Here is a 23642-nt window from a genome sequence, read left to right on the forward strand (position 1 = left end):
TCAATGTTCCTTCTCGTTTGTCGCACAGGCGGGATCGCTCCTGTGATCGGGGGCAGGGGAGGCGGTGCGGCGGGCGTGGCGCTCGATGATCGGGCGCTGCTTGGCCAGGGCCATGTCCACCAAGGCGGGCAGCAGGCCGTTGAGCCGCACAAAGAGCTTTTCCGGCCAGCCAAGCCAGCGGCGGCGCGTTTCGTTGCACAGGGCGATGACGGCCTCCTCGGCCACGTCCTGTGGGCTGTCGGTCCGGGTGCCGAGCTCGGCATTCATGGCATAGGCCGCCTCGGAGTTGAGGTGGGTGCGGGTGGCGCGGGGGGCAAAGTGCAGCACCTTGATGCCGGTTCCCTCCAGCTCCCTCCCCAGGGACTCGCTGAAGCCGCGCATGGCGAACTTGCTGGCGCAATAGACGCTGTAGCCGGCAAAACCGATGGCCCCGAGGCTGGAGCCGATGTTCATGATGATGGCGGGCTTGCGCAGCCGGGGCAGCAGGGCCCGGGTGAGCTGGATGGGCGCCTCGACGTTGAGCAGCAACTGGCGTGTCACCTGCTCGCTGCTCTGATCTTCCAGCCAGGCGAACTGGTTGCAGCCCGCACTGTTGATGAGCACGTCCAGCCCCTCGTCCAGGGCCGGATGTTGCAGCAGCTGCGCCCGCTCATGGGGAGAGCCAAGATCGGCCGTCACCGTCTGGTGGCGATCCGGATGAGGCAGCTCCCGGCGCAGGCGCTCCAGGGCGCTGGCCCGACGACCGTGCAGCAGCAGATGGGCACCCTGGGCCGCCAGTTCATGGGCCAGGGCTTCACCAATGCCGCCACTGGCGCCAGTCAGCAGTATGCGTTTACCTTCAAGCTTCATTGGCAGGATCCCGTGAGCTGATAGAGCATGTCGCCATAGAGGCGGTAGACCACCTTGGCGGCGTGAATGATGGCGGCCTGATCGGCGGCATCTTCCACCCGGTTCATCAGGGATTCGAAGAATTTGAGGTGCTCCTGGTCCAGGGCCCCGTGGGAGCTCAGGTAGCTCATGGCCTGAGGCGGCAGACCCAGACCGCTCTTGAGCTGGTCGGCGACGGTCAGGGCGATGGCGACGCTGGTGCCTTCCAGCACCTGCACCATGCCGAAGAAGCCCATGGGATTGCCGCGCTGGATCTGGTCGTAGAGGAAGGCCACCATCAGCTCGATGGGCAGGCCTGGCTGGCCGTGGCGCACCGCCTCGGCATCACCGCCGCAGGCACGGATGTCGTTCAGGATCCACTCCTGATGGCCGTACTCTTCGTCGATGTACTCCCTGATGGCGCCACGCACCCATTCGTACTCCTGCCCCAGCTTGCCGCCGGTGGCCATCAGGAGCGGCACCGTGTGGCGCACGTGGTAGTAGGCCTGTGCCAGGAAGGCGAGGTAGGTGTCACGGCTGATGTCGCCGCGGCGGCAGGCCTCGATGATGGGGGCGTTGAACAGGCGTTCGCGCTCGCAGGCGGTGGCTTGTTGCAGGGTCTGGTAGAAGCTCATGAGGTCTCTCCTGTGAGGCATTGGCTGATCTGCCGGGAAAAATGGTGATAAATCTCGTTGCGACGGGGGCGCCCGTTGGCCGTCAGCAGGCCGGGGAGCTGATCCAGGGCGACCGGCAACCAGTGATGGATGCGGGCGTAATCGGGCAACTGCTGGTTGAGCCGGGCAATCTGCTCTGGCAATTGGGACTGGCTGCCCGGCAGCGGCTGGATAAGGGCCACGTTGGCGGGCTGACCGTCACCGAAGATGACGATGCGGGCGATGGCCGGGCAGAGCTGGGCCTGGGCTTCCACCCACTCCGGGGAGAAGTTGCGGCCAAAGGCGGTGATCTGCACGTTCTTCTTGCGCCCCGTGATATGGAGATAGCCCTCCTCGTCGATCCGACCCAGATCCCCTGTGGCGATCTGGCTGCCCGTCTCGCCCTCTTCCCCCAGGTAGCCCAGCATGGCGCTGCCGCTGACCATGACTTCGCCGTCTGCGGCGCTCGTCACCTGGCAGTGGGGCAGGGGCAGGCCGACGCTGCCGGGACGATCCCCGTGGGGGCCGTTCAGGGCGACCACGGAGCCGCATTCTGAGAGACCGTATCCCTCGTAGACCGGCAGCCCCGCCGCACGGGCGTGAGCGATGAGTTCGGGGGCGACCTTGCCGCCGCCCACGGCGACGAAGCGCAGGGTGCCGAGCTGTGTCGCCAGGGCAGGGGTGTTGAGGCACAGAGCAAGCAGCAGGCGCAGCAACTCGGGGACCAGCACCAGGCTGTGGCTGGGCCAGCGCAGCAGTGCCTGGGCCAGGGCCGCAGGATCCAGCTTGCTGGAGCCCGAGAAGCCGAGTTCCCCCAGGGAAGGGATGCGGCTGCAGGCGCCGGTCAGCAGAGGTACATACAAGCCGGTCAGGTTCTCCAGCAAGGTGGTGAGGGGCAGCAGGGTCAGGTGTTTCTCAACCCGGGCAGGGGCCACCCGCAGGGCAAGGGATCCGCAGACCGCCGTCATCTGTTCCAGCGACAGGCAGACGCCCTTGGGTTGCCCCGTGGTGCCCGAGGTATAGGTGATCTTGGCGGTGCCCGCAGGCAGCTCGGGGAGGCGGGCCGGGATGCGGCGCCACAGGGGCACGGCCTGCTCATCGGGCCTGCCTGCCATGAGCACGAGGGGTGAGGCGGCTTGCCACCCCTGGTGCTCCGGGCCGACCAGGGCGTCTGCTCCGCTGCTTTCCAGCAGCCACGTCTGCTGCGCCGGACTGAAGAAGTGGGGAACCGGGATGACCACGATGCCGGCCCAGGTACAGGCGAGATCGATCAGCGCCCAGGGCAGGCCGTTGTCGAGTTGCAGGGCCAGGCGGCGGATGCCGGCCCCTTGCAGCACGCCAGCCAGTTGCTGGATCTGCTGCCACAGGCTCTGGTAATCCAGCTCACCCTGGCTGCCTAGCAGCGCAGGCTGGTGCGGGGTCTGGCTGGCATGGTGGGCGATGGTGTCGAACAGCGTCATTGCGCGCACCTCCTGTCGATGTCGGCATGGTTAAAAAGGCGGGGCATGGGCCCCAGCAGGTTGAGCAGCAGGCTGCTCTGTGCGAGCACCTCGCGCCCCTGGTTGATGTCGCCTGCCATCACCTTGGGCTGGCAGCGGTAGTATTCGCCCCAGGCGCTGGCATCCTCTCCCACCTGATGGGCCTCTGCGAGTGCCAGCTCCACCGGGTTGAGACGCAGGCGGGTAAAGCTGTTGCGCAGCTTGGCGGTGCCGGTGAACACCACGTAGTCCAGGGCGTTGTCACACAGCAGACGGCACAGCGCGGCAAACATCAGGCGGGCGTGACCCGGTTCGCTGCAGGCAAGATTGCCCACTTCGATGATGCGGTGGCGGGCCGGACGGACCCCGAGACGGGTCTCGATGGCGGCCTCGACAGGCTGCTCCAGATATTGCTCCAGATAGAGCGGTTGCTCGTGCTCGCCATGGCAGGCCTGGTTGAGGCCGCAGGCACCGACCAGCACGCCATCTGCCCGGTAGAGCCCGAGCAGGCAGGGCAGAAAATGGGGAATGCGGGCGTTGAACTCGAGGGTGTAGGCGGCCTGGATATAGGTTTGCAGCGCCATGACCTGCTGCGGGGATTCGGCCAGGATCAACCGGTAGGGGGCTTGGATCTCGATGGTCATGGTTGGCTCCTTCTCTTGCGATGGGATGAGAGTAAAAAGGCAAACTTAAGAAACCCTTAAGGCGCAAAAAAAGACGAAAAAAACTGGCGGGGGGTGAACGGGGGTCGATGGGGGCTCCAGACAAAACAGTTGCCAGCAGCGGGCGTGGCAGGCAATCTGCCCCGCTGTCGCCACCCGAGGAGCTGCCATGTCATCCCCTGTTCACTGTCCCCTGTGTCTCTCCCCTCGGCACCATGCCCTGCCGGTGGCGGGCAAGGGCTATTACCGCTGCCTGGCGTGCGAGCTGGTCTGGATGGACGAGGCGGACCACCTGGACGAGGGGGCCGAGAAGGCGGTCTATGACGGGCACGACAACCGGGTGGACGATCCCCGCTACCGGGCCTTTCTGATGCGTGCCTTTGGCGAGGTGCTGGCCCGGGTGTCGCCTCCTGCCAGCGGCCTCGATTTTGGCTGCGGCCCCGGGCCTGCCCTCATCGCCATGGGGCGGGAGGCGGGCTTCGAGATGGCGGGCTACGACAAGTTCTATGCCGACAACCCCGAGTGCCTGACAAGGCAATATGACTTCATCACCAGCACCGAGGTGATAGAGCACATCGCCACCCCCCGCGCCGTGCTGGACACGCTCTGGGGCTGTCTCAAGCCCGGCGGGGTGCTGGTGTTGCAGACCCAGCGGGTGCTGGGGGACGAGCGCTTCAAGACCTGGCGCTATCGCCACGATCCCACCCATATCGTCTTCTTCGCCGAGGCCTCATTCCGTGCCCTGGCGGTCCGCTGGCAGGCAGCGGTCGAGTTTCCTCATGCGGATGTGGCGCTGTTCACCAAACCCTGAGCCGGGCGTTTTCATTTGGCCATGAGTTGGGCATGCTGGTGGCCTGATACTCAGGAACGGATGCCCCTATCTCCATGTCGATCCCCCACCTCTCATTGCAAGACGCCCGCCACCTGCAACTGGCGGCCCAGGGGCTGCTGACCCCGCGCCGCGCCAGAGCAACCCCCGCCGACCTGCTCGCCTGCATTCGCCGCATGGCGTTGCTGCAGATAGACACCATCTCCGTGGTGGCCCGCAGCCCCTATCTGGTGCTGTTCAGCCGCCTTGGCCACTACGATCCGCGCTGGCTGGAACAACTGCTGGCCGATGGTGATCTTTTCGAATACTGGGCCCACGAGGCCTGTTTCGTCCCCCGGGAAGATTACCGGCTGCTGCGCCATCGCATGCTGGATCCCGCCGCCATGGGCTGGAAGTTCTCCGCCCAGTGGCTCAAGACCCACGGCGGCGAGATAGCGCAGATAGTGGAGCGCATTCGCCAGGATGGCCCGGTGCGGGCGGCAGACTTCGAGCGCAAGAGGGGCAAGGGCAACGGCTGGTGGGACTGGAAGCCCGAAAAGCGCCACCTGGAGGTGCTGTTTACCGCAGGCCAGCTGATGGTGCGCGAACGGCGCAATTTCCAGCGGGTCTACGATCTCGCCGAGCGGGTCATGCCGGAGTGGAATGACGAGCGGGATCTGCCGAGTCCTGATCTCGCCCGGCGGGACATGGTGCGAGCCAGTTGCCGGGCGCTGGGGCTGGTCAAGACCGGCTGGGTGGCGGATTACTATCGCCTTAAACGGGGGAAATACGACGCCCTGCTCCACCAGCTGGCGGACGAGGGGGAGCTGTTGCCGGTACGAGTGGAGGGGTGGCAGCACGGAGCCTTCGTTCACGCCTCCCTGGCCGATGAACTGGTCCGGGCCCAGGCGGGCTCCCTCAAGGCGAGCCACACCGCCGTGCTCTCGCCCTTTGACCCGCTGGTGTGGGATCGCAAGCGGGCCAGCGAGTTGTTTGGTTTTGACTATCGCATCGAGTGCTATACCCCGGCCCCCAAGCGCCAGTACGGTTATTTCGTGCTGCCGTTGCTGCATCGCGGCAAGCTGTTGGGCAGGATGGACTCCAAGGCCCATCGCAAGGAGGGGGTGTTTGAGGTCAAGAGCCTCTATCTGGAAGACGGGATCAGGGTGACCCGGACCCTGGCCCAGGATCTGGGCAAGGCCATCCAGAAGCTGGCGGAGTGGCACCAGACCCCGCTGCTGCGTTATGGCAACGTTCCTGCTCCCTTGTTGGCTCAATGGCAGGAGGTGGCACGCTGAGGAAGGACGCCTACCCTCGCATCAAGCCGGGCAGCACCAGCGCAACGGCCGCGGTGATGCGCGCGCGGATGTCGCTGCCCGGCGCCAGCAAGCCGAGCGCCATCTGGCGCAGCGGCTCCGCCATGGTCATCGCCAGCAACAGATCGCTGGTCTGGGCAGCGTCCAGCTCGCGCAGCCAGCCCAGTTGCTGCTGGCGCTGTAGCCACGCCGCCAGGGTCGCCCTGCCGCGGGCAATACCGTTCTCCTGATAGGCCACCAACAGGGCATCCCGCCCCGTGAACTCATGCTGCAGCAGCCGGAACATGCCCACCGCCGGTGCGCTCAGCACCTGATCTGCAATCGCCTGCAAGCCCTGCTCCAGCATCTCTCCCAGTGCCTCGGGGTGGGTTGCATCCTGCTCGAAGGCCGGCTGGAAGGCATCGGTCCAGCTGCGCACCGCCTGCGCTACCAGCTCGTCGCGATTGGCGGCGAAGCGGTAGAGGGTCTTCTTGGCAACCCCCGCCTCTTTAGCCACCGCATCCACGGTCGCCGCGCTGTAGCCCCCCTTGAGCAACAAGGTCAGTGTCGCCTCGGCGAGGGCGGCGCGAAGGTCGGCTTCCGGGGTGACCGGACGGCCTCGTGAGCGTGTTTCTTCATCGTTCTGGTGCGACATATGGGCTCCTGGAAAGTATTGACAGACTAAGCATACAGGCATAGCGTAATTTAAGAAACGAACTTCGTTTCCTAAATTTATGGGAGTCATATCATGCATCCTTCTGCCCTGTTTGCCCCCTGGGGCGTCAATGACATCAATGAGTTGCTCAGTCCGCAACCCCTTCGCCTGGAAATGGGTCTGACCCGTAGCACCGACGGCCTGCTGACGGTCGCCATCCGCACCGATCTGCACGGCTGCAAGGGGCGCATGCTGGATTGGTGGTTCACCTTCTTCGAGACGACCCAGCACATCAGGTGGTGGCACCCCCACGATCATGTCGAGCACCGGGGCTGGGATCATCACTGGAAAAAAGGGGAGCGCTTCGTGGGAGCCAGCATAGAGGCGGTGGAGTGGCTTGCCGAGCTGCCGCCGGTGGCAGCTCGCCTCAAGTTCCACGGCGCCGAAGAGGTGTTCGCCCCGCAATCGCTACAGGAGGCGCGGGAGACGCAGGCTCTCTCTGCCGCCATCTGCGCCCGTATCGGCTTTGGCGATGAGGTGGCGCTGGATGAGCAGGGGGCGCCGCTGGATGGCGAGATGTTGCACCTGGCGCGCGATACCCCATACGGCTGTGTGCTGCGCAGCCGCTTCCTGCTGGGCAAGGCCTGCACCAATCCGCTTGACGAGGTGCCGGACGAGATAGGCTTCAACCTGATGCGCCACTGCTACAGCGAGTTCAGCTATCTGGCGCAGTTTCTGCCGTCGCTCTACTACGCGGAAAACGGTCGTGAACCGGCGCCGACGCTCTGGTGACGGGGCTGACAGTTGGCGCTGAATGTGGCTGAGTGCCTTGACACATCCAGTGGGAATGCCGGCTATCGGGCTGTGGCGTGAGCCGCCGAGGGGCCATAAAAAAACCGGGCACTGGGCCCGGTTTGTCATGCAGTCAGGATGTGCTTACTGGAGCACCAGCACCATCAGCAGGCCGACGGTGATGGCGGACACCAGGAAGGCGAAGCCATAGAACACATAGTGGTGCAGCTTGGTGGTGTGGATCCCCAAGTCATGCAGGCCGTGGTAAATGCGGTGCATGCCGTGCCAGACGGGCAGGGCGATGATCACCAGCAGGATGCAGGCACCCCACCAGGAGCTGGCGAATGCCAGCACGCGCTCGTAGCTCATGGTCTCCACGTCCATGATGCCCATGGGCACCAGCAGACCTGTGATGAGGACAATGACCGGCAGCAGCATGGCAACCACCATGCCACCCGCACCAAACAGACCCCAGTAAATTGGCTCGTCAGAACGTCTCATATTTTTTCCTCAAATCATGATTGAGTGATCGTGGCCAACGTTTCTGAGTGAGAGCCCGGTACCAAACAGACACCAATAACCGGGTTCGTCAGAACGTCTCATGGTTTTCTCCTCAGGCCACGATGATCAGGACAAGCAGGGATACCGCCGCCAGCGCCACATACTGGGCGATGACGATCGGCTTCTCCGGCACCAGGTCTTCGCCACGGAAGATGCGCATGGCTTTCGGTGCCAGTGCGAACCAGGTCTTGGCGTGGAACAGGCAGGCTGCCAGGGCGATGACGTGGAACAGGATGGCAATGGGGCTCTGCAGGGATTCCAGCCAGCCGTTGAATGCCTCCTGGCCCTGTACCAGGCGCAGCAGACCCCACATCAGCACGACGGCGTAGATGGAGACGAAGATGCTGGTGCCTTCGCGGATCATGTAACCGGTGTAGAAGGCATTCTTCAGCCACCAGTCTTTCTTCATCTCGCGCACGTAGGGCTTACGTTTGCTCTCAGTGTTGTTCATGGTCTCACTCCTGGTCTCAATCCGGCTTGAACATGGCGATCATGTAGTCCTTGGCGCTCTCGACCTTGCCAAGCTGGATGGCGGCGGCCGGATCCACGCCCTTCGGGCACACTTCGGAGCAGTAGCCCACGAAGGTACAGCCCCAGACGCCCTCGTCCTGGCTGATGATCTTCATCCGCTCCCTGGACGCGCTGTCGCGGTTGTCGGCGTTGTAGCGATAGGCCAGTGCCAGGGCCGCCGGGCCGGTGAACTTCTTGTTGATGCCATATTGCGGGCAGGCCGCGTAGCACAGACCGCAGTTGATGCACATGGAGAACTGGTGATACTTCGCCATGTCAGCCGGCGTCTGGGTGTACTCGCCATCGCACAGGTTGCGCGGCTCAGACGGGATGATGTAGGGCTTGATGCTCTCCAGCTTCTCGATGAAGTCGGACATGTCGACCACCAGATCGCGCTCGATGGGGAAGTTGTTGAGCGGTTCGATAGTCATCTTGCCCGGCAGGTAATCCCGCAGGAAGGTCTTGCAACCGAGTTTCGGAATGCCGTTGACCATCATGCCGCAGGAGCCGCAGATCGCCATCCGGCAGGACCAGCGGAAGCTCAAGGTAGAGTCCAGATGATCCTTGATGTATTGCAGCGCATCCAGCAGGGACATCTCTTTGAGGTAGGGCACCTGGAAGGTCTGCATCCAGGGCTCGTTATCCTGCTCGGGACGGTAGCGCAGGATTTCAATTTCGATCATCTCAGCCATTCTTCTTAGCCTCGTCTTGTTTCTCACCCTCGGAACCGTACACGCGCTTGGCCGGTTGGGATTTAGTGATCTTCACATCGGAATAATCGATGGTCGGGGCCCCTTCGCCGTTGTAGAAGGAGAGAGTGTGCTTGAGGAAGTTGACGTCATCGCGCTCCTCGTAACCGTCCAGACGCTGGTGGGAACCGCGGGACTCTTTGCGGTTGATGGCGGAGTGCGCCATGGCTTCCGCCACGTCCAGCATGTAGCCCAGCTCGATGGCGTACAGCAGGTCGGTGTTGAAGACCGAGGACTTGTCGTTGATCTTGATCTTCTTGTAACGGGCTTTCAGCTCGTTGATCTTGTCGATGGTGCCCTGCATCAGCTCTTCGGTACGGTAGATACCGACACCGGCCTCCATGGACATGCCCAGTTCGTTGCGGATATCCGCCGGGTTTTCGGTGCCGTCGATGTCCAGCAGGGAGAGGTGCTGCTTGATGAGCGCCTCGGCCTTGGCGACCAGCGCCTGGGTGTTGCCGTGTTGCTGGGTGGCGGCAAACTCGGCTGCCTGCTCACCGGCCACCTTGCCGAAGACCACGATCTCGGATAGGGAGTTGGAACCCAGACGGTTGGCGCCGTGCAGACCGACGGAGGCACATTCGCCAGCGGCATAGAGACCGGCCAGACGAGTGGCGCACTTGCCGTCGGTTTCGATGCCACCCATGGTGTAGTGGGCGGTCGGACGTACCGGAATCGGCTCTTTTACCGGATCCACACCCACATAGGCCTTGGCCAGTTCGCAGATGAAGGGCAGACGCTCTTTCAGGTACTTCTCGCCAAGGTGGCGCAGGTCGAGGTGAACCACGTCACCCATGGGGCCCTGGATCACGCGGCCTTTTTGCTGCTCCTGCCAGAAGGCCTGGGAGAGACGGTCGCGCGGACCCAGCTCCATGTGCTTGTTCTTCGGCTGGCCGACCGGGGTTTCCGGGCCCAGACCGTAATCTTGCAGGTAGCGATAGCCATCCTTGTTGAGCAGGATGCCACCCTCACCACGACAACCTTCGGTCATCAGGATGCCGGTGCCCGGCAGACCGGTCGGGTGATACTGGACGAACTCCATGTCCCGCAGCGGTACGCCGTGGCGGTAGGCCAGGGCCATGCCGTCACCGGTGACGATGCCACCGTTGGTGTTGTAGCGATAGACACGACCGGCGCCGCCGGTGGCCAGCACCACGGACTTGGCCTGGATGAAGCGGGTGATGCCGTTCTGGATGTCAAAGGTGACGACACCCTGGACACGGCCATCTTCCACGATGAGATCCAGACAGAAGTGCTCGTCGAAGCGCTTAATGGTCGGGTACTTGATGGAGGTCTGGAACAGGGTGTGCAGGATGTGGAAGCCGGACTTGTCGGCGGCGAACCAGGTGCGGGGGATCTTCATCCCGCCGAAACGGCGCACGTTGGCCTTGCCGTCCGGTTTGCGGCTCCAGGGGCAACCCCAGTGCTCCAGCTGGATCATCTCGTTGGTGGCGTTGTTGACGAAGTACTCGACTACGTCCTGCTCACACAACCAGTCACCACCGGAGACGGTGTCGTTGAAGTGGTTTTCCAGGGAGTCGTCATCACGGACGACGCCTGCGGCGCCACCTTCGGCGGCCACGGTGTGGCTGCGCATCGGATAGACCTTGGAAATCAGGGCGATTTCCAGCTCCGGGTGGGCTTCTGCAATGGCGATTGCGGCACGCAGGCCACCGCCACCGGCACCGATGATGGCAACATCGGTCTTGATAATATCCACATCTGCCTCCTTAGGGATAGATTTGCTGGGCACGATTTTGCTCTATGAAAAAAATTCAGGCTTGATGCAAGTCAAACTGCTTTGTTTTAGTGCTTGGCAACGGTGATTTTTATTAAAACCACCCCATTCCTTGGATGAAAATGCCGTCATTATCGCCATCCATCAGTGATCTGGATCAGCCGTACTCGCTACTCTGGTGATTTTAACTCCAAGATTATACGTAGTTTTCTTTCAAAAAAATGAGAAATGCCTCTCTTTTTGGGTATTACCCATAAAGTTTTTAAGTTTTTTATCAAAACAGTTTAATGATAACTATTATCACGATGACATATCGATATTAGGCATCAAAAAAGTAATGCGAATATAGCCATGACAGACTGGGCCCGTCTCCCACACATGGGCAAAAGGAGATGTCGATCACAGGGTTGAGGGTCTCGAAAGGGGATTATAACCGTTGAAACAAAAAGGGTTTATAAAAAAAGGGGCCTGAACGGCCCCTTTCTTCCCATGGTCGATCAGATGCGGAACATGCCGACCTGATTATTCAATTCACCTGAAATATTTTTAAGCTGGGCCGACAGATTGCGGGAGCTGTCTGCATCCACTGCCAGCTCGTCCGAGACATCCTTGACCGCCTGGATGTTGCGGCTCACCTCGTCGGTGACGGCACGCTGTTCCTCGGCGGCGCTGGAGATCTGGGTCGCCATGTCGGAGATCTGGTTGATGGAGGTGGTGATCTGCTCCAGCGCCTGGGTCGCATCGTTGGCATCTTCCACGCTGTTCTGGGCCAGCAGCTGACCCTCGTGCATGGTACTGACGGCGCCCTGGGTGTTGCGCTGCAGGGTCTCGATCATGCTGCGGATCTCGACGGTGGAGCTGTGGGTGCGCTGGGAAAGCACCCGCACCTCGTCGGCCACCACGGCAAAGCCGCGTCCCTGCTCGCCAGCCCGGGCGGCCTCGATGGCGGCGTTGAGCGCCAGCAGGTTGGTCTGCTCGGCGATGCCCTGGATGGTGGAGAGGATGGTGTTGATCTCCTGGGCGTTCTTCTCCAGTTCCTGAATGATGCCGGAGGCCTGCTTGACCTGGGTGGCGAGATCCGTGATGGAGCGCTGGTTGCGGGCAATCACCTGCTTGCCGTGCTCGCAACTGCTGGAGGAGCTGCGGGCCGCTTCCGCGGTCTGCTCGGCGTTGCTGGCCACTTCGACGGCGGTGGCGGACATCTCGTGCACTGCGGTCGCAATCTGGGAGATCTCGTTTTGCTGGCGGGCCAGCCCCTGGTTGGATTTCTCCGCCATGTCGTGGGAAGACCTGGCCTGCTGGTTGAGCTGGGTGGAGGAGTTGGAGATGTCCTGCACCATGACGTGGATGCGCTCGATGAAGGTGTTGACGTGCTTGGCGACGGTACCGACCTCGTCTTCACGCTCGATCTTGATGCGACGGGTGAGATCGCCGTTGCCGCGGGAGAGATCGGCAATCGCCTCGCCCAGGGTTTTCAGCGGCGCCAGGGAGCCGTTGATGGCGACATAGGAGAAGCCCGCCACGATGAGGATGGTCAGCAATCCCTGAATGAGGGCGGAGGTGACCATGCGGGAGACGGACTGGTAGGCGACCGCTTCATCCACAACGATGCCGAAATACCAGTTGGTGTTGGGGATCTCGGTGAGGTCGAATACGCTCGCCTTGCCGCTGATATCCATCTCGGAGATGGTGTTGTCATGGGCCAGCTCGTTGACCTTGGCTGCCGTCAGTTCCGGGGAGATGGCGGTGGCGGGTTTGAGGGTCAGATCCTTGTCCGGGTGGGCGATGATGGTGCCGTTGCTGTCCACCAGAATGGCATAGGTGCCTTCCGAGTTCATGGCGAGCACGTCTTTCACCAGGCCGTCGATGGAGACGTCACCGGCGATGACGCCGTCGGTGTTGCCGCGACTGAAGGGCTCGGCGATGGTGATGATGAGCTGGCCGGTGGTGATGTCGGCATAGGGGGCCGTGATGGCGAGCTTGCCGGCGGCCATGGCGTCCTTGTACCAGGGGCGCTGGCGAGGATCATAGCCGGCCGGCAGATCGGTCGGCTTGCTCTGGATCATCCGGCCATCCTTGGTGCCCACGTAGACGAGATCGAAGTTGCCCGCATTCATGGACTGGGCCAGGTGGCTGAGGGGCTCGTCTTCCTTGGCGAAGGCTTCCTTGGTGGCGGTGACGAGATTGATGCGGGCGTCGAGCCAGCGGGAGATCCCCTTGACGTTGGCGACCGAGCTGTCGTCGATGAAGCTCCAGATCAGCCGCTGTGTTTCACTGCGCAACTGGGAGGTGTTGTACCAGACCTGCAGGCCGGTGATGACCAGAATGATGGCCCCGATGGAGAGGACCAGCTTGTTCTTGATGGATAGGTTCATGTTTACATCCTTGTGAGCGTCAGTCAGAGATCCATGGTGTTTGTTATTGTTATGAGCCAACTCTGTATCGGCTGGCTATGGACTTTATGTATCCCGGTGCACCGCATTTTTTCAATTCTTTTCACCTCCTTGTGGCCTGCCAGGCCGCGCCGATACTCAGCTGAATCGATCTGGCCGGTTGGTGAAGATGCCATCGACACCCATGCTGGCGAGGGCGCTCCCATCACTCACTTCGTCGACCGTGTAGACCAGGATCTTGAGCCCCCGGTGATGGGCATCCGCCACCAGGGTCTCGTCGACGAAATCCACGTCGCAGTTCAGTGACCAGGCCCCCAGCGTCTCGGCAAAGGCGGCGCCGTCGAGGGGCAGGCTGGCCGTGAGGGCGCCGATCCTGATTTCCGGTCGCAGTCCCTTGAAGCGTAACAGCTCGGGATGATGAAAGGAGGAAACGATCCAGTGCGCCTGGGTAAAGCCAAGCTCGGCCTCGGCCCGCCTGGTCAGGGCGGCCACCGGCTCGGCGGTGTGGGCACCCTTTAGCTCGATGTGCAGTTCGCAGCGCCCCGCCACCAGTGCCATCACCTGCCACAGGGTCGGGATCCGCTCCCCGTCCCCCGCATCCAGGCTCGCCAGGTACTCCCGGGATTGCCCGGTCAGCACACCCTGGCCGTTGGTGCAGCGCTCCAGCCGCCGGTCGTGGAAGACCCAGAGCTCTCCGTCGGCCCACTGCACGTCCAGCTCGATGGCTTTGGCACCCAGATCCAGCGCCAGGCTCATCGCCTTGAGGGTATTCTCCGGGGCCAGGCCGCTGGCACCGCGATGGGCAATGATCTGCATGATGGCTCCTGTTGTCGTCTTTGGCGGCTTCATCCCCGGCTCATCCGGATGTCGATCTGCTGATGTGGCAGATGCATGCCGACCTGGCCGAGTTTCTCCAGGATCAGGGAATGTACCTCGTGTGTAATGGGCATCCGGTGATCCATGTTGTTGACGTAGAGCCGGATCTCGTAGATGAGGGCAGAGTCGGTGAACTCGATGAGGAACACCTCCGGGGCGGGTGTATCCAGCACCAAGGTGGACTCGCGTACGCTCTGCTCCAGCAGTTGCTGTACCTGCTTGGGATTCTGGGTCAGGCCGATGCGAATGCGCAAGCGGACCCGGGTGATGGCATCGGACAGGGACCAGTTGATGAACTGCTCGGTGATGAAGGCCTTGTTGGGGACGATGATCTCCTTCCTGTCCCAGTCCACTATGGTGGTGGCGCGGGTCTTGATCTTGGTGACGGTGCCGGTGAGATCCCGGATGGTGACGGTGTCACCCAGGCGGATCGGTTTTTCGAACAGGATGATGAGGCCGGAGACGAAGTTGGCGAAGATCTCCTGCAAGCCGAAGCCCAGCCCCACGGAGAGTGCCGCCACCAGCCACTGGGTCTTGGACCAGTCGATGCCGAGCATGGAGAAGCCGGTGAGGGCGCCAATCAGCAGTACCAGGTACTTGCTCACCGTGGTGAGGGCGAAGCCGGTGCCGGGGGAGAGGCTCAAGTGCTGGAGCAGGGTGAGCTCCATCAACCCTGGCAGGTTGCGGGCGGTGACCACAGTCAGGATAAACGCGAAGACGGTCAGCATCAGATCCTGCAGGGTGATGGCGGAGAGCTGCTCGATGCCGGCCACCTTGCTGCTCACCTGCCACACCTCGATGCTGCTGAGGAAGCTGAATGCCGAGTTGAGATCCGACCATTGCACCACCACCAGCATGGTGAAGCCCAGCATCAGCAGGGTGCGCACCAGGCCGAGGGACTGGGCGCTGATGGTATCCAGATCCAGCTCGGGCTCCTCCACCACATCGGGGATCTCGGAGCTGAGATCGTCCTCTTCCCGCTCCCGCTGCGCCAGGATCTCGGCCCGCTTCTGCTTGGCGCGATCGAAGGCGAGTCGGCGGCGCTGGATCAGCATCCAGCGGTGGGCCAGATAGTAGACGAGCAGGCAGCCGAGCCCCGCCAGCAGGCTCAGCTCCAGCTGGCGCAGCAGGGTGCGGGAGGTGTAGAAGTAGCCGAACAGGGCGCCCAGCACCGCCAGCAGCGGGGCCAGCATCAGGCTGTTCCAGATGAAGTGGTGCAGCAGATGGGGCTTGGTCATGTCTGCCTGACCCCAGGTGAGGGGCAGTTTTTCCCGGTTGAGGCGGGCAAAGAAGAGCAGCAGCCAGAGGGCCCCGATGATGAAGGCGAGGCGTCCCAGGGAGTCGTAGAAGGCGTGTTCCTGATAGCTGCTCGCCATGCCCTGTACGAAGAAGCTCGGGATCAGCACCAGCAGCAGGGTACGAAACTGTCCCCACACTCGCTGCACCCGCTCCTTCTGCCAGCGGAAGTGGAGGATGAGGATCCCCTTCTCCAGAGTGAGGTGGCGCGCCACCAGCAGGGCCAGCAGCAGGAACCAGATTTCACCCAGGCCCCGGGCCACCGCCACCGCGAAGGGATATTGCCAGGCGCCGTCCAGCAGGCCGTGCACCATGAGCACCATGGCGGGCAGCGGCAGGGCGGCGAGCACGGAACGCACCAGCAACCGGCTGGTGAGGCTGAACTTGTCCTGGGTTACCTTGCCGATGCGCGGGGCAATGTAGTGGCTGTATTGAATGAGGTGGCGAGCCAGTTTCAGCCAGCACCAGGCCAGTCCCAGCAGCCCGAGGCCAGCCAGGGTCAGGCTCAGTGGGTTGTTCTCGGCGATGGCCCTGGGCAGTTGCAGCCAGTTGGCCGGGTTGAAGGCAAGGCCGAGGGCGGCCGGGACGCCGAGCAGCACCGCCGGGCTCAGGGGGCGCACGTCCGGCATCCAGAACAGATGGCTGGCGCTGAGTTCGCGGATCTCGTCGATCTTGCTGTTCTGGCGGCTGTAGAGCAGCTTGAGGCGGGTCTGCTCCTGAATGAGGGTATCGGAGGCATCGTTGAGCCGGGTCAGCAGTTGCCGTCTCGCCTTGAGCAGGTTGTCCAGCACGGCGCGCTGGGCCCTGTCCAGGGTGATGTCGTCTCCACTGAGCAGGCTGTTGCGCAGTTGCACCGGATCCTTCAGGGCATCCTGCTCGGTCTCGTACTGGTATTTGGCCATGCGCGCCTTGACGATGGCGGACTCCAGCCGCTCCAGCGGGAAGTAGGCGGGCAGATCGGCCAACTTGCTGCGCAGGTTCTCGCCGTAGGCGTTGCTTATCTGCAACCACTCCAGCTGTTCGCGCACCGAATTGACCAGCTCGTTGAGCCCGGAGAGGGAGGTGTCCACCCCCCGTTGCTCGTCCTGCACCCGTTCAATCTGGTCCTCGAGGGCCCCCAGTTGCAGGGAGAGGGCCTGGTTTTGCTGCTGTTGCTCCTGCAAGAGGGGGAGGTCAGAGGTGAGCTGGCGGCGCAGGCGTTCGCTCTCGGCCAGGGCCTGCTCGGTCTTGTCCCGGCGCAGCTGGTTCTGCTGGGCAAGCAGACTGGTCTGCCACTCATCCTCGTCGGTGATGGCGAGGTTGAGCTCCTGCAGCTTGAGCTTGCCCAGATCGTTGCGCTGCTGGGCGGAGAGCTGCTCCAGCTCCAGCATCTGGATCCGGTCGGAGAGGCTCTGCTCCTTGAGTCGGGTGGCCAGTTGCTGGGCCTCCTGCAACCTGTCCGACTCGTTGCTGAAGCTCAGGCGATCGAGCAGGGAGCGGGTCTGGAGCAACTGCTTGCGCAACTCGTCGACCCGCAGGTGATATTCCTGGCCCGTGCTCTCAAGCTGGTTGAGGCTGTCGGTCACCGCCTGACGCTCCTTGCGCAGGTTGAGCTGGCGGTTGCTGCTCAGGCTGATGGCCTGGCGCAGGGCATCCTCCTTGAGGGAGGAGAGGGACGGGCGGGACTGGGGCTGATAGTTGTGCAGCCCCTCCTTGAGACGGGCGGACTCCTTGGGGTAGTCGATGAGGATCTGCTGGTAGGCCTTGCCCTGTTCCCGGTAGCGCTGGGCATCCCGGGCATATTGCAGCGCCTGCTGGTAGCTCTCCCGCAGTTGCTGGTTTTCCGGGGTATCCGTCTTGGGGATGCTTTGCAGCAGCTCCTCTACCTGAGTGATGGCATCATCAGCCTGGACAGCGGAGAAGGGGAACAGGCTGAGACAGAGCATCAGACAGAGCAGGCGTTGCAACATGGCGCACGTTTCCGTTCAGGAGAAGTCGCCCTAGCCTAAAGCAGGGGCCGGGGCGGGTAAAGCCCTCAAGATGAATGATCCACGGCACAAATAACGGGTGATCCGGGTCTTGTTTGGCTATTATTCTGGCCGTTCCCCTTCATTGAGCAATTTATGTCCTCCGTCGATCTGGGCACGGCCCCCCTTTCCCGCCTCTTCTTGCGTTACGTCACCCCCACGGTGGCCGCCATGCTGGTCACCGGCATCTATGTCACCATAGACGGCATCTTCGTCGGCCATATCCTGGGCCAGGACGGGCTGGCCGGCATGATGCTGGCGTACCCCATCTGCGCCGTGCTCTACGCGGTGGGGGCCCTGATCGGCATGGGATCCTCGTCGCTGGCCTCCTTCTATCTGGGCAAGGGGGAGCAGGCCAGGGCGCGCCACATCGTCGGCAATGCCCTGGTGATGGTGCTCATCGCCTCCGCGCTGCTCGCCTTCATTGGCATTCGTTACGGCAAGGCCATGCTTGTCTGGATGGGGGCGCAGGGGGTCATCTTCGACGCAGGCTTCGCCTATCTGCAGTGGTACGCCTGGCTCGGGGTGTTCGCGGTGCTCTCCATGGCCTTTACCGCCCTGCTGCGCAACGACGGGCGACCCGGCCTCACCACCTGGATCCTGGTGGGGGGCGGCGTGCTCAACGTGCTGCTCGACTACCTGCTGATGGCGGTGATCCCCTGGGGGCTGGCGGGGGCCGCCATCGCGACCATGCTCTCCCAGGCGGTCACCGGGGGCCTGTGCCTGTGGCACTTCTTCACCCCCCGTAGCCAGTTGCGCATTCGCTGGGATACCCTGGTGCCCGACTGGCGGCTGATGGGGGAGACATTGCGACTCGGGGTGTCGAGTTTTCTGATGTACCTCTACCTCTCGGTGGTGCTGGCGCTGCACAACAAGGCGCTGCTCTCGGTGGGCACTTCGCTGCACGTGGCCGCCTATGGGGTCATCAGCTACAGCGAGGCCTTCTTCTATCTCATCTTCGAGGGGATCGCCATGGGCATCCAGCCTATCGCCAGCTTCAATGCCGGGGCGGGCAACTGGGCACGGGTGCTGCGGGTACGCAACCTGGCATTGGGAGTGACCATGGCGGTGGCACTGTGCGGGATGATCCCGCTGTATCTGTGGCCGGAGGCAGTGGTTTATCTGTTTGCGGGGGACAATGCTGCCCTGTTGCCGGTGGCCAGCCTCGGTATCTGGCTCTACTTCTGGGGACTGCCCATGGAAGGCTTGCTGCTGGTGGGGGCCACCTATTTCCAGGCCATCAACCGGGCCCGCATCGCTTCCCTGCTCACCGGCGGCAAGCTGGTGCTGATCGGCGGTTTCCTGTGGGGCTTCTCCTCCCTGTGGGGAGTGGCCGGTGTCTGGCTGGCGCTGCCCACTTGCAGCACTCTGCTGGTCCTGGTGATGTGGCGGGCGATGAATAGGGAGGGGCGCCAGCACAGCGCTGCCTGAGATGTGGTCATGCGTCCATGAAAAAGGCAGCCTTGGCTGCCTTTTTCATTTTGAGTGCCCCTGCCTGTGGGCGGCAGGTCGCCGGCCTCAGGGCTTGAAGGCGCCGATAAAGATGGCGGGGTCGACGCGGGCGTCGTTGAGGCTGACGTTCCAGTGCATGTGGGGACCGGTGGCGCGGCCGGTGGCGCCGACCCGGCCGACGATGCCGCCGCGGGGCAGGCTCTGGCCCAGCTTCACGTCCACCTTCGACATGTGACAGAACATGCTGATGAGGCCCTGGCCGTGGTCGACGAACACCGTATTGCCGTTGAAGAAGTAGTTGCCGATGAGGATGACCTTGCCAGCGGCTGGTGCCTTGATGGGAGTGCCGGCTCCGACCGCGAAGTCGAGGCCGGAGTGGGGGTTGCGCTCCTCGCCGTTGAAGAAGCGGCGCAGCCCGAAGGGGCTGGAGAGCGGGCCTTGGACCGGCTTGTCAAACAGCAGGTTGCTCGGCTGAGCCGGGCTGAAGGTCTGGTAGGCGCGGGTCTGTTCGGCAAGCTCCCGGTTGATGCGGGTCATGTCTTCGGCCAGCGGATTGACCTGGCGGCTGTTCTTGAGCTTGATGTGCTGCTCACGGTAGTGCTTGGTGCCGACTTTGAAACTCAAGGTGCGGCCATCGCTGGTGGTCACCTGATGGGGGCCGGGCGCGCTCTTGAGCGGGATGCCGACGATGGCGATCCACGTCTTCCCGTCTTCCTGTACCACCAGCACAGGCTTGTCCTGATAGCGCACTGCGGGCGCCTTGGCCCCGCTTCCCAGTGGTACCACGGCCACGCCCCCCGGCACCGGGTGGTTGAGCAGGCGGCTGATAAACCCCGGTTCGGCGTGAAGCGCAGGGCTGCCGAGCAGCAGGAGAAGAAAGAAGAGGCGGCGCATGATGGCTCCATCGGATCAGGGGGAAAGCAAGAGGGGGGAGATGATGCCACATTCTGGCGGTGCTGTCCGTCAACCGTGGCCGATAAACTCGTCGGCTGCGGCCCAGAAAGACGCAACGGACACGCCATTGCAGCGAGGTGAATGCTCTGGTTGCGGGTGCCCGCCTTCCCTTCGACCTTGCCAGCCTGAGCATGGGCCGCTGCGCTACCGCATCTTGGGGGCGCTCGCGAGCGACAACAGCTTCACCACCAGCCAGGCCGGGTCGCGGTGGGCATGGCCGGACAGGGGCCCAGACCCCTATTCCATTCGATACCGCCATCGCGGTACCCTACTCGGCGGCGACCCAGGTCACCGACTACAAGGTGAGGCTCTACCCGACCCGGCTGCCGGGCCAGGTAGTACGCACCGGTCCCTACACCGGCACCATCATGGTCACGGTGAGCGTGCCCTGAGGAGACGCCGCTTCGCCCCTATTTTTCGACGAGGTCAATGATGAACAGTGACAGGGCCCTGCGCCACGAACCCAAACGCCATGGCATAGGACAGGGCTGGATCTGGATCCGCACCGGATTCGACATCTTCAACAAGGGGATGGGTGCCAGCGTGGCCATGATAGTGCTCTGGTTTGTGGTGGGCATCGTGCTGGATCAGCTGCCGGCGGGGGGCTTGATCTCCCAGTTGCTCTACATGGTGTGGGGGGCTGGCTGGGTGGCGGTGGCGCGGCGGGGGCACCATGGGGAGGCGCTGCAGTTTGGCGACTTCTTTGCTGGTTTCCGCCATCGGTTGACCCCCTTGATGCTGGGGGGCCTGATGGTGCTCGGCCTCATCATGGGGATCCTGATGATCTGCGTGTTCCTGCTGCACCAGTGGGGACTCACCGGCCTGTTGTCCGCAGATCCGGGCTCCCTGGCGCTGACCCCGGAGCAGGCACAGGGCTTCCTCGTCTGCGCCCTGGTGGGATTGGCACTGTTCGTTCCCGTGCTGATGGCCATCACCTTCGCCCCCGCCCTTATCCTCTTCCATCAGGTCGGGGTCTGGCAGGCAGCCAGGCTCAGCTTCAAGGGATGTCTGCGCAACATGTGGCCCTTCCTCTGGTGGGGGCTGCTCGGGGCCGTGCTGATCTTCTTTGGCGCACTCCTGATGCTGGTGGGCCTGCTGGTGGTGCTGCCTGCCATCAACTACTCCATCTATGCCGCCTATCACGACATCTATCTGGAGGATCAGGAGGCCGAGGAGGGAGAGACCCCGGTCAAGGCATTCGGTTTCGAAGCCTGACCGGCACAGGATGGAGCAAAGAGGGGCCGCGAGGCCCCTTTTTTGTGCGGCTCGCAGGGATCAGAGAGAGGGAGGGGCTTCCTGCCACAGGGGATCGTCCGCCATCCGCTCCACGAGAAAGTCGAGGAAGCTGCGCAGCAGGGGGGACATCTGTTTGCGGGTGCCATAAACGGCATAGACGCCGAGGCGCTTGGGCTGCCACGGGGTGAGCAGGGGGACCAGGGCGCCGCTTGCCAGATGGGGGTGAACCGAGTAGGCGGGTTGCAGGCTGATCCCCGCCCCTTCCAGGGTGGCGGCCAGCAGCAGGTTGGAGATGTTGGCGCTGAGGTTGCCGCTCACCGGGACGGATTCGGGACCATCGGGCCCCAGAAACTCCCACAGGCTCTTGCCGAAATAGGTGTAGGTGAGGCAGTTGTGCAGTGCCAGATCCTGCACCTGCTGCGGCGGAGCATGGCGGGCCAGGTAGGCGGGACTGGCGCACACCACCGAGTGGCAGGTGCCGAGCCTGCGGGCCACCAGGTTGGGATCGAGGTCGTTGGTGATGCGCAGGGCGAGATCGATTCGCTCCTCCACCAGATTGACTGTCCGGTCCAGCAGCAGGATGTCGATCGCCGTGCCGGGGTAACGGGCCAGGTAGTCGTTCGCCGCCCCGACCAGCAGGGCTTCGGAGAGAGAGTAGCTGCAGGTGATGCGCAGTTGCCCCTTGGGGGCCTCGTCATGGCGGATGGCCAGGTGTTCCATCTCTTCCCCCAGGGCCAGCATGGCTCTGGCCCGGTTCAGCGCCTCTTCTCCTGGCCCGGTCAGGCTCAGCCGGCGGGTGGTGCGGTGCAGCAATCTGGCCCCCATCCAGCGTTCCAGCTCGGCCAGGTAGCGCGACACCATGGCACGGGACATCTCCAGTTTCTCCCCGGCGCCGCTTAGGCTGCCCTGTTCCACTACACAGACAAAGACCCGCAATGCGGTCAGCCTATCCATCTTGTGCCCCTATATGCTCGATTTGTGCAACAGTGATGCGCCTATTATGCGGTATTTGTATCGATGGTGATGCAATAAACTGCGCTCATTCCATTAATCCACACCGATGAGCGTTATCTGATGAACAACACACTGCGTACCCTGACCCTGACCAGCCTCCTGATGACGGGTTCCGCCCTGGCGGCCCCCCTGACCGTGACCGTCTACAACCCCGGCGAGAAGGCCATCTTCCCCGTCTCCTCCTCACTGGTAACCGGTGACAAAGAGGCCATCCTGATCGATGCCCAGTTCGATGTGCAACATGGTCAGGCGCTGGTGGACATGATCAAGAAGAGCGGCAAGAAGCTGACCACTGTCTATATCAGTGCCGGTGACCCCGACTTCTACTTCGGTCTGGAACCCGTCATGGCTGCGTTCCCGGATGTCAAGGTGCTGGCCGACCAGCATGTGGTCGACCATATCAAGCAGACCAAGGATGCCAAGCTGAGCTACTGGGGCCCGATCCTGGGCAAGGATGCACCCAAGAGCCTGACCGTGCCGCAAGTGATGACGGCCAGCCACCTGACGCTGGATGGCGAGAAGATTGACATCAAAGAGATGAACACCCCGAATGCTTACCTCTGGGCCCCTTCCATCAAGACGGCCTTTGGTGGTGTGCCGGTCTACAGCGGTGTACACGTCTGGATGGCGGACAGCCAGTCCAAGGCCGCTCGCAGCCACTGGGTCAAGGCGCTGAACAATCTGCTGGCGCTGAAACCTGAGCGCGTGGTGCCGGGTCACTTCCTGGGGACTGCGCCCAAGGGTACCGAAGCCGTGACCTTCACCCGTGACTACGTGCAGCGCTTTGAGCAAGAGCTGGCCAAGACCAAGCACTCCGGCCAGCTGATTGAAGCGCTGAAGAAGGCTTACCCCTCCCTGCCGGTCGATGATGGCCTGGCCATCGGTGCCAAGGTCAATACCGGCGAGATGAAGTGGTAACTCCCTGACGCCTACATCCCTGTGTTTTTTTCCGGGCCCGAGGGCCCGGTTTTTTATCCAGCATTGAAGCGAGAATGATGATGAACGAAGCGCAAACAACCCTCCATTATGTCTATGACCCCCTCTGTGGTTGGTGCTATGGCGCCGCCCCCCTGCTGAAAGCCGCTGCCGAGATCCCGGGCCTTCGCATCGAACTGCATGGGGGGGGCCTCTGGATGGGCGCCAGGCGCCAGGCCATGGGACAGCCCCTGCGGGACTATGTGCGCCCCCATGACGAGCGCATCCATGCCCTCACCGGACAGCGCTTTGGTGAGCGCTACTTCAACGAGCTTCTGCTCAACGAGTCACTGCTCCTCGACTCCGAGCCGCCCATACGCGCCGTTCTGGCGGTGAGCGAGCTTGGCGGCGACGGCCTTGCCTTGTTGCACCGCATCCAGGAAACCCACTACCGGGATGGGGAATGGGTCGGTTCCCCGACACGGCTGGCGGCGCTCGCGCGGGAGCAGGGGCTGACACCGGAGGCATTCGCCCTGGCCTTTGGTCGGGTCGATCTTGTGGGCCATCTGGCCACAAGCCAGGCGTGGCTGCGCCGGCTCGGCGGGCAGGGGTTCCCGACCCTGGGATTGATGCAAGGGGAGCGCGTCGTTGCGCTGCCTGTCTCCTCCTATCTGGGAGAGCCATCGGCGTTCGCGGATCACATCGCCTCCCTGATGGGGTGAGTCTCTCGCC

At 62.9% G+C, this 23642-nt stretch carries 22 protein-coding genes; 8 read left to right on the forward strand and 14 right to left on the reverse strand.

Annotation, left to right across the window (positions count from 1 at the left end; genetic code table 11):
* The 4 genes from C2U37_RS13140 to C2U37_RS13155 are packed head-to-tail and all read right to left on the reverse strand — an operon-like array spanning window position 1 to window position 3642.
* Entirely contained in the window at window positions 1-849 is an 849-nt protein-coding gene (locus tag C2U37_RS13140) for an SDR family oxidoreductase (RefSeq protein WP_039039562.1), read from the reverse strand.
* Window positions 846-1502 (reverse strand): TenA family transcriptional regulator, encoded by a 657-nt coding sequence (locus C2U37_RS13145; protein ID WP_039039563.1) that lies wholly within the window; start codon window positions 1500-1502, stop codon window positions 846-848. Before C2U37_RS13145 ends, C2U37_RS13140 begins: the two co-directional genes overlap by 4 nt.
* Complete coding sequence (locus C2U37_RS13150) at window positions 1499-2980, reverse strand: AMP-binding protein (RefSeq protein WP_104452461.1); 1482 nt, start codon at window positions 2978-2980, stop codon at window positions 1499-1501. Before C2U37_RS13150 ends, C2U37_RS13145 begins: the two co-directional genes overlap by 4 nt.
* The gene (locus tag C2U37_RS13155) at window positions 2977-3642 is read right to left on the reverse strand and encodes a thermostable hemolysin (RefSeq protein WP_041215639.1); all 666 of its coding nucleotides are present in this window, start codon (window positions 3640-3642) and stop codon (window positions 2977-2979) included. The genes C2U37_RS13150 and C2U37_RS13155 overlap by 4 nt, the downstream gene beginning before the upstream one ends.
* 187 nt (window positions 3643-3829) lie before the next feature.
* Here C2U37_RS13155 and C2U37_RS13160 point away from each other — a divergent pair, with 187 nt between their 5' ends.
* Together C2U37_RS13160 and C2U37_RS13165 are read left to right on the forward strand one after the other, a co-directional pair.
* Entirely contained in the window at window positions 3830-4471 is a 642-nt protein-coding gene (locus C2U37_RS13160; protein WP_104452462.1) for a class I SAM-dependent methyltransferase, read from the forward strand.
* A 74-nt stretch (window positions 4472-4545) separates the two neighbouring features.
* Window positions 4546-5766, forward strand: coding sequence for a winged helix-turn-helix domain-containing protein (locus tag C2U37_RS13165; RefSeq protein ID WP_104452463.1), 1221 nt, complete (start codon window positions 4546-4548; stop codon window positions 5764-5766).
* A gap of 10 nt (window positions 5767-5776) precedes the next feature.
* Here C2U37_RS13165 and C2U37_RS13170 read toward each other — a convergent pair whose 3' ends face one another.
* Window positions 5777-6418 (reverse strand): TetR/AcrR family transcriptional regulator, encoded by a 642-nt coding sequence (locus C2U37_RS13170; protein WP_104452464.1) that lies wholly within the window; start codon window positions 6416-6418, stop codon window positions 5777-5779.
* Window positions 6419-6511: 93 nt separating this feature from the next.
* Here C2U37_RS13170 and C2U37_RS13175 point away from each other — a divergent pair, with 93 nt between their 5' ends.
* Entirely contained in the window at window positions 6512-7210 is a 699-nt protein-coding gene (locus tag C2U37_RS13175) for a DAPG hydrolase family protein (protein WP_104452465.1), read from the forward strand.
* A gap of 144 nt (window positions 7211-7354) precedes the next feature.
* Here the strand turns inward: C2U37_RS13175 and frdD are convergent, their stop codons facing one another.
* The 7 genes from frdD to mscM all read right to left on the reverse strand — a co-directional run bounded on the left by frdD (window position 7355) and on the right by mscM (window position 17282).
* On the reverse strand, window positions 7355-7711 hold the full coding sequence (gene frdD, locus C2U37_RS13180; RefSeq protein WP_010673803.1) for a fumarate reductase subunit FrdD: 357 nt from the start codon (window positions 7709-7711) through the stop codon (window positions 7355-7357).
* Between the two features lie 112 nt (window positions 7712-7823).
* Window positions 7824-8222 carry a hypothetical protein gene (locus C2U37_RS13185; RefSeq protein WP_010673804.1) on the reverse strand — a complete coding sequence of 133 codons (399 nt, stop codon included), beginning with the start codon at window positions 8220-8222 and terminating at the stop codon, window positions 7824-7826.
* Window positions 8223-8238: 16 nt separating this feature from the next.
* The gene (locus C2U37_RS13190) at window positions 8239-8973 is read right to left on the reverse strand and encodes a succinate dehydrogenase/fumarate reductase iron-sulfur subunit (RefSeq protein ID WP_010673805.1); all 735 of its coding nucleotides are present in this window, start codon (window positions 8971-8973) and stop codon (window positions 8239-8241) included.
* The gene (frdA, locus tag C2U37_RS13195; RefSeq protein WP_010673806.1) at window positions 8966-10750 is read right to left on the reverse strand and encodes a fumarate reductase (quinol) flavoprotein subunit; all 1785 of its coding nucleotides are present in this window, start codon (window positions 10748-10750) and stop codon (window positions 8966-8968) included. The genes C2U37_RS13190 and frdA overlap by 8 nt, the downstream gene beginning before the upstream one ends.
* A gap of 515 nt (window positions 10751-11265) precedes the next feature.
* On the reverse strand, window positions 11266-13143 hold the full coding sequence (locus tag C2U37_RS13200; RefSeq protein ID WP_010673807.1) for a methyl-accepting chemotaxis protein: 1878 nt from the start codon (window positions 13141-13143) through the stop codon (window positions 11266-11268).
* A 156-nt stretch (window positions 13144-13299) separates the two neighbouring features.
* Window positions 13300-13977: a glycerophosphodiester phosphodiesterase gene (locus C2U37_RS13205; protein WP_104452466.1), complete on the reverse strand. Its 678-nt coding sequence runs from the start codon at window positions 13975-13977 to the stop codon at window positions 13300-13302.
* 29 nt (window positions 13978-14006) lie between these two features.
* Window positions 14007-17282: a miniconductance mechanosensitive channel MscM gene (gene mscM, locus C2U37_RS13210; RefSeq protein ID WP_104452467.1), complete on the reverse strand. Its 3276-nt coding sequence runs from the start codon at window positions 17280-17282 to the stop codon at window positions 14007-14009.
* A 153-nt stretch (window positions 17283-17435) separates the two neighbouring features.
* Here mscM and C2U37_RS13215 point away from each other — a divergent pair, with 153 nt between their 5' ends.
* Window positions 17436-18770, forward strand: coding sequence for an MATE family efflux transporter (locus tag C2U37_RS13215; protein WP_104452468.1), 1335 nt, complete (start codon window positions 17436-17438; stop codon window positions 18768-18770).
* Window positions 18771-18857: 87 nt separating this feature from the next.
* Here the strand turns inward: C2U37_RS13215 and C2U37_RS13220 are convergent, their stop codons facing one another.
* Window positions 18858-19685 carry a M23 family metallopeptidase gene (locus tag C2U37_RS13220; protein ID WP_010673811.1) on the reverse strand — a complete coding sequence of 276 codons (828 nt, stop codon included), beginning with the start codon at window positions 19683-19685 and terminating at the stop codon, window positions 18858-18860.
* Window positions 19686-19822: 137 nt separating this feature from the next.
* On the opposite strand from C2U37_RS13220, the gene C2U37_RS13225 reads away from it, so the two are divergent.
* Together C2U37_RS13225 and C2U37_RS13230 are read left to right on the forward strand one after the other, a co-directional pair.
* Window positions 19823-20137 (forward strand): hypothetical protein, encoded by a 315-nt coding sequence (locus C2U37_RS13225; protein ID WP_199770444.1) that lies wholly within the window; start codon window positions 19823-19825, stop codon window positions 20135-20137.
* A gap of 40 nt (window positions 20138-20177) precedes the next feature.
* Window positions 20178-20960 carry a BPSS1780 family membrane protein gene (locus C2U37_RS13230; RefSeq protein WP_045525644.1) on the forward strand — a complete coding sequence of 261 codons (783 nt, stop codon included), beginning with the start codon at window positions 20178-20180 and terminating at the stop codon, window positions 20958-20960.
* Between the two features lie 60 nt (window positions 20961-21020).
* Here C2U37_RS13230 and C2U37_RS13235 read toward each other — a convergent pair whose 3' ends face one another.
* Entirely contained in the window at window positions 21021-21935 is a 915-nt protein-coding gene (locus C2U37_RS13235) for a LysR family transcriptional regulator (RefSeq protein ID WP_069652134.1), read from the reverse strand.
* Between the two features lie 120 nt (window positions 21936-22055).
* On the opposite strand from C2U37_RS13235, the gene C2U37_RS13240 reads away from it, so the two are divergent.
* The gene (locus tag C2U37_RS13240) at window positions 22056-22913 is read left to right on the forward strand and encodes a Vmh family MBL fold metallo-hydrolase (protein WP_104452469.1); all 858 of its coding nucleotides are present in this window, start codon (window positions 22056-22058) and stop codon (window positions 22911-22913) included.
* A 74-nt stretch (window positions 22914-22987) separates the two neighbouring features.
* Window positions 22988-23632 carry a DsbA family protein gene (locus C2U37_RS13245; RefSeq protein ID WP_103259702.1) on the forward strand — a complete coding sequence of 215 codons (645 nt, stop codon included), beginning with the start codon at window positions 22988-22990 and terminating at the stop codon, window positions 23630-23632.
* Window positions 23633-23642 lie beyond the last annotated feature (10 nt).

Origin of the sequence: Aeromonas sp. ASNIH1 (assembly GCF_002934285.1) — a bacterium.
GTDB lineage: Bacteria > Pseudomonadota > Gammaproteobacteria > Enterobacterales > Aeromonadaceae > Aeromonas > Aeromonas caviae.

Bases quoted from the DNA above. Each gene is read 5' to 3' on its own strand.
- C2U37_RS13140 (WP_039039562.1), bottom strand. From the start codon at position 849: ATGAAGCTTGAAGGTAAACGCATACTGCTGACTGGCGCCAGTGGCGGC.
- C2U37_RS13145 (WP_039039563.1), bottom strand. From the start codon at position 1,502: ATGAGCTTCTACCAGACCCTGCAACAAGCCACCGCCTGCGAGCGCGAA.
- C2U37_RS13150 (WP_104452461.1), bottom strand. From the start codon at position 2,980: ATGACGCTGTTCGACACCATCGCCCACCATGCCAGCCAGACCCCGCAC.
- C2U37_RS13155 (WP_041215639.1), bottom strand. From the start codon at position 3,642: ATGACCATCGAGATCCAAGCCCCCTACCGGTTGATCCTGGCCGAATCC.
- C2U37_RS13160 (WP_104452462.1), top strand. From the start codon at position 3,830: ATGTCATCCCCTGTTCACTGTCCCCTGTGTCTCTCCCCTCGGCACCAT.
- C2U37_RS13165 (WP_104452463.1), top strand. From the start codon at position 4,546: ATGTCGATCCCCCACCTCTCATTGCAAGACGCCCGCCACCTGCAACTG.
- C2U37_RS13170 (WP_104452464.1), bottom strand. From the start codon at position 6,418: ATGTCGCACCAGAACGATGAAGAAACACGCTCACGAGGCCGTCCGGTC.
- C2U37_RS13175 (WP_104452465.1), top strand. From the start codon at position 6,512: ATGCATCCTTCTGCCCTGTTTGCCCCCTGGGGCGTCAATGACATCAAT.
- frdD (WP_010673803.1), bottom strand. From the start codon at position 7,711: ATGAGACGTTCTGACGAGCCAATTTACTGGGGTCTGTTTGGTGCGGGT.
- C2U37_RS13185 (WP_010673804.1), bottom strand. From the start codon at position 8,222: ATGAACAACACTGAGAGCAAACGTAAGCCCTACGTGCGCGAGATGAAG.
- C2U37_RS13190 (WP_010673805.1), bottom strand. From the start codon at position 8,973: ATGGCTGAGATGATCGAAATTGAAATCCTGCGCTACCGTCCCGAGCAG.
- C2U37_RS13200 (WP_010673807.1), bottom strand. From the start codon at position 13,143: ATGAACCTATCCATCAAGAACAAGCTGGTCCTCTCCATCGGGGCCATC.
- C2U37_RS13205 (WP_104452466.1), bottom strand. From the start codon at position 13,977: ATGCAGATCATTGCCCATCGCGGTGCCAGCGGCCTGGCCCCGGAGAAT.
- mscM (WP_104452467.1), bottom strand. From the start codon at position 17,282: ATGTTGCAACGCCTGCTCTGTCTGATGCTCTGTCTCAGCCTGTTCCCC.
- C2U37_RS13215 (WP_104452468.1), top strand. From the start codon at position 17,436: ATGTCCTCCGTCGATCTGGGCACGGCCCCCCTTTCCCGCCTCTTCTTG.
- C2U37_RS13220 (WP_010673811.1), bottom strand. From the start codon at position 19,685: ATGCGCCGCCTCTTCTTTCTTCTCCTGCTGCTCGGCAGCCCTGCGCTT.
- C2U37_RS13230 (WP_045525644.1), top strand. From the start codon at position 20,178: ATGAACAGTGACAGGGCCCTGCGCCACGAACCCAAACGCCATGGCATA.
- C2U37_RS13235 (WP_069652134.1), bottom strand. From the start codon at position 21,935: ATGGATAGGCTGACCGCATTGCGGGTCTTTGTCTGTGTAGTGGAACAG.
- C2U37_RS13240 (WP_104452469.1), top strand. From the start codon at position 22,056: ATGAACAACACACTGCGTACCCTGACCCTGACCAGCCTCCTGATGACG.
- C2U37_RS13245 (WP_103259702.1), top strand. From the start codon at position 22,988: ATGATGATGAACGAAGCGCAAACAACCCTCCATTATGTCTATGACCCC.